General features: G+C 42.8%; 7 protein-coding genes and 2 pseudogenes. 2 read left to right on the forward strand and 7 right to left on the reverse strand.

The window, feature by feature from the left end:
* Window positions 1–136: 136 nt before the first annotated feature.
* Window positions 137–370 (reverse strand): annotated as a pseudogene (locus IM479_RS07190) (hypothetical protein); the annotation flags it as partial.
* Window positions 363–584, reverse strand: coding sequence for a hypothetical protein (locus IM479_RS07195; protein ID WP_002755098.1), 222 nt, complete (start codon window positions 582–584; stop codon window positions 363–365). The gene IM479_RS07195 and the pseudogene IM479_RS07190, both read right to left, overlap by 8 nt.
* 383 nt (window positions 585–967) lie before the next feature.
* Between IM479_RS07195 and IM479_RS07200 the strand changes: the two genes are divergently transcribed.
* Together IM479_RS07200 and IM479_RS07205 are read left to right on the forward strand one after the other, a co-directional pair.
* The gene (locus tag IM479_RS07200; RefSeq protein WP_287078595.1) at window positions 968–1,261 is read left to right on the forward strand and encodes a DUF433 domain-containing protein; all 294 of its coding nucleotides are present in this window, start codon (window positions 968–970) and stop codon (window positions 1,259–1,261) included.
* A 20-nt stretch (window positions 1,262–1,281) separates the two neighbouring features.
* On the forward strand, window positions 1,282–1,602 hold the full coding sequence (locus IM479_RS07205) for a DUF5615 family PIN-like protein (RefSeq protein ID WP_287684821.1): 321 nt from the start codon (window positions 1,282–1,284) through the stop codon (window positions 1,600–1,602).
* Between the two features lie 265 nt (window positions 1,603–1,867).
* Here the strand turns inward: IM479_RS07205 and IM479_RS07210 are convergent, their stop codons facing one another.
* From IM479_RS07210 to IM479_RS07230, 5 genes and pseudogenes are all read right to left on the reverse strand, one after another.
* Window positions 1,868–3,136 (reverse strand): glycosyltransferase, encoded by a 1,269-nt coding sequence (locus IM479_RS07210; protein WP_287684819.1) that lies wholly within the window; start codon window positions 3,134–3,136, stop codon window positions 1,868–1,870.
* Window positions 3,136–4,878: an ABC transporter substrate-binding protein gene (locus IM479_RS07215; protein ID WP_287078597.1), complete on the reverse strand. Its 1,743-nt coding sequence runs from the start codon at window positions 4,876–4,878 to the stop codon at window positions 3,136–3,138. The genes IM479_RS07210 and IM479_RS07215 overlap by 1 nt, the downstream gene beginning before the upstream one ends.
* A gap of 198 nt (window positions 4,879–5,076) precedes the next feature.
* Window positions 5,077–6,216 carry a citrate synthase gene (locus IM479_RS07220; protein WP_286825135.1) on the reverse strand — a complete coding sequence of 380 codons (1,140 nt, stop codon included), beginning with the start codon at window positions 6,214–6,216 and terminating at the stop codon, window positions 5,077–5,079.
* A gap of 288 nt (window positions 6,217–6,504) precedes the next feature.
* Window positions 6,505–7,263 carry a Uma2 family endonuclease gene (locus IM479_RS07225; protein WP_287684820.1) on the reverse strand — a complete coding sequence of 253 codons (759 nt, stop codon included), beginning with the start codon at window positions 7,261–7,263 and terminating at the stop codon, window positions 6,505–6,507.
* 224 nt (window positions 7,264–7,487) lie between these two features.
* Window positions 7,488–7,803 (reverse strand): annotated as a pseudogene (locus tag IM479_RS07230) (Uma2 family endonuclease); the annotation flags it as partial.

A 7,803-nucleotide genomic window follows, 5' to 3' on the forward strand; every position in this document is an offset into this window, starting at 1 on the left:
AAACCGCACTTTTTCTCGGTCAATGATGACAATAAGTTATAGCTTAGAGATTAATCAACAACTAAAGCTTATGCTTGTAGCTAAGTGAAATCATTGATTAAGAGACCTGTGCTTTTCAATAACTTTTTCAGCAGACCCTAGCTAAATTACCTCCTAATGGCAGAGATAGCCTTTGGTTTTCCCAGACTGCACCTAAAGCTAAACCCATTTCATAGGGCAACACATTAACACTAGAGCCAGTATCCAAGAGACCCAAAACATTCAAGGATTGACTTTGATAAGTTAATGTCAATGGTAAATAAGGAAGCGCACTTAATGCCCCAAGACTAGAATCTACCTCGGTGAAAGCAAATCTTACCTTATTAGCCATGAGTCAATTCTTGTTTCTCTTTTAATGCTTGAGCAAGAATGGCGGCAGCCTCAAAAGAGTCATGTAAACCTTGTCTAGGGAGATCATCTTCAATAGACATCGGTACAATACCAGAATCCTTGAGCAACTCGGCTACAAGAAAGTTAAGTAATAAGAGCTTATCGGAGTAAGACAATTGCTTTAGCAGGGGCGCAAATTGAGTAGTTGTCAGCATGGATTCAAGAAAGTTACGGATTTTGACTTTCTGCACTTTGTCTGAGTATAATACCACCTTTGCGCTAATCCCTGCCCCAAAAGCAGGCTAACTTTGCCGTTAGACAGAAATCACAGAAATGTTCAATCTAATCTTTATGGTTCTTCGGTTTGTGTCAGTGCGATGCCGAAGGCACTGCGTAGCAGCACGCCGCTCTGGTAGGGTGTGTTAATGAAATGTAACGCACCTCTTTTTTCTCTAGTCAAACTATTAGAGCCAGTCTTAGGTTAGGTTGCCGAAAAAACATCTAGCCTACGATTCCTCTAGCCACTGGATTGCGTGATCAAGTCAAGTCTGTCCCTTACTAAAATAGAATCAGCGATTTCCCTAAGGGACCTAATTCCATGACGATTATCACTCTTTCACGTTATGTCACCAGAAACAATGAGATTTTAGGTGGAGAGCCAATTATTGAAGGCACTCGCACATCTATTCGCGCAATCGTAGGTCTGTGGCGATTAGGTGTGATGCCAGAGGAAATTCCAACTCATTTACCTCATTTGACCTTAGCACAAGTGTTCGATGCCTTGAGTTTTTATTTGGATCATCAAGCAGAAATTAACGAGTACATTGAGCGTAACCAAGTCCCCGATGAGTTGGTGCATCCTTCTGTAAAGACAGCTTTGGGTAAGCTATGAGCATATTTGCTTCGCTTTACATGGACGAAGATATGTCGGCGTTAGTTGCAACACTTCTGCGTTCTCGTGGTTTAGATGTCACCACTGTTCCTGAGCAGTCAACTTTGGGTAAAACTGACAGCGAACAATTAGAATTTGCCGCTTCTTTAGGTAGATGTCTTGTCACCCACAACCGAGTTGATTTTGAACGATTGCATCTTCAATTCATAGAGGAAGGCAGAGAACATTGTGGAATTATTGTTGTCCCTCAGAAAACTGCCTACGAGGTCGTGCAACGGGTTAGTGTTTTAGTCAACACGTTGACTGTTGATAGTATTAATAATCAGTTACTATACGCATGATTTCTCCGCAAATTTACACTCTAAGCACAAGCCAGCTAACAAGTTGATGAAGCGGCAATGTTCTAGTTCATTCATCGCCGCTGACCATTGCTGTTAGACAGAAATCACAGAAATGTTCAATCTAATCTTTATAGTTCTTCGGTTTGTGTTAGGCCATGGACGGGTTATAAAGGGCGATTTTTGTCAATTGTTTTCGATAACGTTTTTAAAACCCGACACCCGACACCCTGTCCCCAGGAAAAACTTTTTTAGCAGACCCTAGCCATTATACCGATAGGACGGGTTGGCCGGTAGCAATGGCTTTTTCGACGATATCGGCGGCCATTTTCACTCCTCCTGTCTTCTGCAGCGCTTTTTGCATTCTCAGGGCATTTTCTCGGTAACTGGGGAAGGATAACACCTTTTCAATCGCCTTTCGTAAACGGGGAGCTTCTAGACGGGAAATCGGAATCACTTCCCCTGTCCCCGACCATTTTATTCGAGCAGATACCCCCGGTTGGTCGTTAGCGATGGGAATGGCCACCATAGGTACAGCTTGCGCGAGGGATTCTAGGGTAGTATTTAAGCCTGCGTGGGTGATAGTAAGAGATGCTCTGGTTAAAAGCTCTAATTGGGGAGCGTAGGGAACAACTAGGGCGTTTTTGGTCGTTATTTGAATGTTAGAGTCGGTATTGCCCAAGGATAAAACTAATTGTACCGGCAAATCGGCACAGGCTTCGGCGATCGCATTAAAGGCCGATTGTAGGCGATTTTGAATTGTGCCGAGGGAAGCATAAATCAAGGGTTGTCCGGTTAATTTTTCGTAGGGAAAAGGAATCGTTTTTCTGGTGGAGGAATCGTGAAAGGGACCGGTAAAGTGGAAGTGAGCGGGTAAATTTGACCGAGGAAACTCAAATTCGGCGGGTTGTTGGCTAATTTGGGCGATGGGTGAATAGCGTTGATTGATGTTTTGATAGGGAATTAACCCCCATTCTTGACGTTGCTGGTTGATTAACTCATTCAGAGGACGAGTCAGGGAGTCAAGGAGTTTATAGCCAAGTTTATTGCGAATAACCCCGATAAATGAGGGATTATAGTCCCAAGTGGTCATAAAGGGCGGAATAAGCGGGTCACGATTTAAAACCAATGCCGAACAAAAACTGATAAAGGGAATAGCTAATTTTTCTGCGATTGTACCCCCTGAGGCGGAGACTTGATCGACAATTAGGGCATCAATTCCCAAGCGACGCATCTCTTGAGGGATAGTTTCAAAGAGGGTCGCTGTAGAATCAGTTACTAATTCTACCGTGCGACGGACGGCGGCTGTTCCCCGTAATTGACCAATTTCGGCTAAACTTTTGGCTGATGTGCCTTTCGGATATTTGTTGGGTGCAATTGCCTGAAAATCTAACCCGGCTGCTTGCACCATTTCTTCACCATCAAGAGTTAAAAAACAGGTAACTTTATGACCGCGTTTTTGTAATTCTTTTCCTAAAGGTAGGAGAGAATAAATATGTCCAGAAGTTGTAGGACAGAGTAAACCAAAATGAGTCATTAAACACCTCCACAGGTTTTCTTTAATTCTTCTAGATTCCAGAATGCACCACCCAAGGCGGAGAATTGTATTCCTTCAAAGCAGTTACGCACAGCCCCCAAAGCGAGGGGATTAACTAGATAAATAAACGGGACGTATTCCTGTTGAAGTTGTTGAATTTCATTATAGATAACTTTGCGCTTCTCAAAGTCTAATTCTTGGGAACCTTTGACGTATAAATCGGCGATTTTTTTCTCCCAATCCGCCGCTTGCCAGCCTTGAATTGGAGGGCTGCCGGGTTGAGGTTGTTGGTTAAAAGCGTGGAGATTTCCATCTACATACCAAATATTAGGCGCATGGGGTTCATTATCACCAGTAAAACCTAAAATATGTGCTTCCCAATCTAGACTATTACTCAGTTTATCAACTAAATTGCTAAAAGCGATCGCTTGAAAATCCACCTGAATTCCTATTGCGGCTAAATCATTTTTAATTTGCGCCCCAATAGCTTCCCTGATTTTATTTCCTGCATTAGTAATCAGGTTAAATCTAACGGGATTATTATCGATATCGACTAGCAGATTATCACTATTATACTTAAATCCGGCCTCTAATAATAATTCTTTGGCTTTTTCGGGATTATAATCGTAACCTTTCAGGGTTTTATCGTAAAAAGGCGATTGGATAGAAATAAAAGAATTTTGTTCTTGTCCCAATCCTCGATAGATATCATCAATCATTCTTTGACGATTAATGCCGTAGGCAATAGCTTGGCGGAAATTTAAGTTATTAAACCACCTAGATTTAATCGGAGCTACTAGGGGTTTTCCGTCGCGTTTTCCTTGATTGAGATTAAAACCGATAAATTGGGTTCCGTAGGCAGGTCCCCCGTTAAAAATCGTGAAATTTCCTCTTTCTTCTTCGGTTTTTAAGAGGGAGAAAAATTCAGGAGTTACCCCAATAGAATCTAAACTTCCCGAACGAAATTGCAGTAAAGTTGTATCTTGAGATTCAACAATTGCCCAAATTACCGAAGTTATATGAGGTAATTGTTGTCCCTGGGCATCTTTTTTCCAATAGTAAGGGTTATTTTCAAAAATAATCCTTTGTCCCGTTATATATTCTTTTAGTTTATAAGCACCATTAAAAACAATTTTATCGGGAGGAGTATCTAACCCCCAAGTGGAGAGAAATTCTAACCTACCATCGGGGCTTTTTTTCTGAATAGTTTTTTCTAAAGCGTGTTTAGGTAAAATCGGTGAACTGACAGCATCTAAAAAAGGGGCAAAAGGTTCGGGGAGTTTAAATTCGATTCTGCGATTATCTAGTTTAGTGATAACTGGAAATTCTTTTTTTAATCCTATTCTTAAACTATCGCGGTAGTTGTTAGGAATATCAGGATTTAGATATAATTCTTTATAGGTAAAAACCACGTCATCAACGGTTAAGGGTTGACCATCCGACCATTTTAAATCCTCTCTGATAGTAAAAATAATGCTCAAATTATCATCAGAAATTGTCCAAGATTCTGCCAAAACAGGTTCTTTTTTGCCAGTAATGGGATTTTCTGTTAATAGTCCTTCGTAGGTTAAACCAAAAATATTCGGGGATTCGGCCGATAAAACAGCATTAAAGGTTTTGGGGTCACTTAATACCGATATGACCACTTGATTGCGTCTAACTTGATTACCACAAGCAGTTAGGGAAATCAGCAATAAACAAGAAATTAAAAATACCGTTAATCTCCGCCAAAATTTCACCATAATCTTTAATATTTTTCTGTCTGACTACCTAGAAGTAAAGACCTTGCCTTGCTATATACACCGAAACTGACCAAGCTGAAAGCCGCTGGACTGTTTCCTTGCCCCATAAATATAACAGGAAATGAGACAAAAAATCTCGCCTAGGAAAGATTGACAAAGGCGAGAAACCGTGTTTCCATCAAGAATATGAGATAAAATCTAAGAACGTTGTTCGATCGGTGTATAGGGGACTTCGTGTTCTCCAGTGTAGATTTGGGTAGGACGGAAAATGCGATTAGCATTTAATTGTTCTTTCCAGTGGGCCAACCAACCGGCCACCCGGGAGATGGCAAAAATCGGGGTAAATAAATCACTGGGGATGCCTAATTTCCGATAGACCAATCCCGAATAGAAATCCACATTAGCATAGATGCCTTTTTCGCCGTAGATATCCACCACTGCTTGTTCTAATTCTAGGGCGATATCGTAGTATTCATCGGAACCTAACTCCGCGAATAATTGTTCAGCAAGGTTTTGTAAAATCGTCGCCCGGGGATCCTTAACTTTATATACCCGGTGTCCAAAACCCATAACTTTTTGTTTATTGGCGATACATTTTTCCACATAGGGACGAACATTAGCCACCGAACCGATTTCCTCTAACATTAACAATACTTCCTCGTTTGCGCCACCGTGGAGGGGGCCAGCGAGAGTTCCCACTGCTGAAGCGATGACACCGTAGGGGTCGGTTAAAGTGGAAGCCGTCACCATGGCCGAAAAAGTCGAGGCATTCATGGTATGTTCGGCGTGGAGGGTCAAACAGACATCGAAAACTTTCGCCGCTAAATCCGTTGGTCGTCTTTCCGTCAACATATAGAGGAAATTGGCCGCATAATCAAGGCTATCATTGGGCTGAATGGGATGATTACCTTTGCGAATCAATTGGAACGCCGCCACCATGGTGGGGATTTTCGCTAATAGCCGCACTACTGCCTGACGGATATAGTCGGGATTATCCAAAGCCCGACGGGCATAGTATAACCCTAAAGCCGCCGCCGAAGTTTGTAGCGCATCCATGGGATGGCCTTTTTCGGGGAAGCATTTCATCATGTCTTCGATACGGTACTTGATGCGTCGATGATAACGGATTTCATCGGCAAATTCTTCCAGTTCCGCCCCCGTGGGCAGAACACCCCAGATAAGGAGATAGGCGGTTTCGAGGAAGGTACTTTTTTCGGCGAGTTCCTCAATCCGAATGCCCCGATACTCTAAGATTCCCTTTTGCCCATCCACAAAGCTGATACTCGATTGGGCGGCGGGAATTCCTTCTAAACCTGGCCGATATTCACAAACTGTCATAGTTCTACTTTCCGTGGCGAAGATTAAGCCCCAACGCTAACTTACTTGATCTTTCCACCCTTACCGAAATTTTATAGAAATTCTTCGGTTCTGCCTCTCCCGTTCAGGATTAGGGAGAAGTGGACGGAAATTACTCCTATTTAGCGATTGCTTCGTCGATTTAGTCAACCCTGCCCTAGCGCATTTTTTCTGGGCTTACTGTTGCGACTCTAGCTAGAGGACTTGATATTTATCTACTTTTATTGTACCGAGACTATCTCGATCGATTGAGCCGATCGATAATTTTTTTTAAGTTTCTTCGGGATTAATATTTAACTCCCGCAGTTTTGCCGCCAATCGTTCGGCCCGTTGTCGTTCCGCTTCGGCTCGTTGCCGTTCCGCTTCGGCCTGTTGTCGTTCCGCTTCGGCCCTTTGTCGTTCCGTTTCGGCCCGTTGTCGTTCCGTTTCGGCCCGTTGTCGTTCCGTTTCGGCCCGTTGTCGTTCTTGGTTGTAACTGGTGAAAGGTTGACCATCGGGATAATACAACAGTAACTCTGGTTGGGCTAATTGAAAACGAATGCCCAAGCGAGGACTTACCCAATTATCGAGATTTTCCCGACTTTCGAGCCGATTTTCCCGACGAATACAGCCGCCCAAATCATTTTTATCGGGATTATAAATGTAGTATTCTTCCACACCATAACGGTCATAAAACAGTAGTTTTCTGGTCATTTCTGTTTGGGTATTACCCGGAGAGAGAATTTCAAAAACCACTTGCGGGGGGATATTTTCCTCTTTCCACTGTTGATAGGAACCCCTTTCGCCTTTCGGTCTGCCAAAAGCTACCATGACATCAGGCGCTTGCCGAGTCTTATTATCTCCCTCCACGGGATACCAGAGTAAATCACCGGCGACAAAAACATCGGCATTATGGGCAAATAACCAGTCTAGATTCGATTTAATCGTCGTAATCCAGCGAAATTGTCTTGTATTATCGGCCATCGTTTTACCATCGCTATCGGGATAGACGATTGCGGTTTTCGGGCTGTCGTCGAGTTGTCTAACCATTGCTTAACCCTAGAATTTCGTCTTTGCTTCCTTAATAGTATAACTTTACTAGAAAAAATCAGAGCAAATATTTAGGGACGGTGATGATCCTAAATCCTGTTTAAAAAGTATCGGAGAGTGGGAATCAGTCAACCCTGCCCTAGGGCATTTTTTCTGGGCTTACTGTTGCGACTCTAGCTAGAGGACTTGATATTTATCTACTTTTATTCTACCGATAATTTTTTTTAAATCTCCTCGGGATTAATATTTAACTCCCGCAGTTTTGCCGCCAATCGTTCGGCCCGTTGTCGTTCCGTTTCGGCCCGTTGCCGTTCTTGGTTGTAACTGGTGAAAGGTTGACCATCGGGATAATACAACAGTAACTCTGGTTGGGCTAATTGAAAACGAATGCCCAAGCGAGGACTGACCCAATTATCGAGATTTTCCCGACTTTCGAGCCGATTTTCCCGACGAATACAGCCGCCCAAATCATTTTTATCGGGATTATAAATGTAGTCTTCTTCCACACCATAACGGTCATAAAACAGTAGTTTTCTGGTC

The sequence above is a fragment of the Microcystis sp. M165S2 genome (assembly GCF_020245885.1).
In the GTDB taxonomy this organism is placed as follows: domain Bacteria; phylum Cyanobacteriota; class Cyanobacteriia; order Cyanobacteriales; family Microcystaceae; genus Microcystis.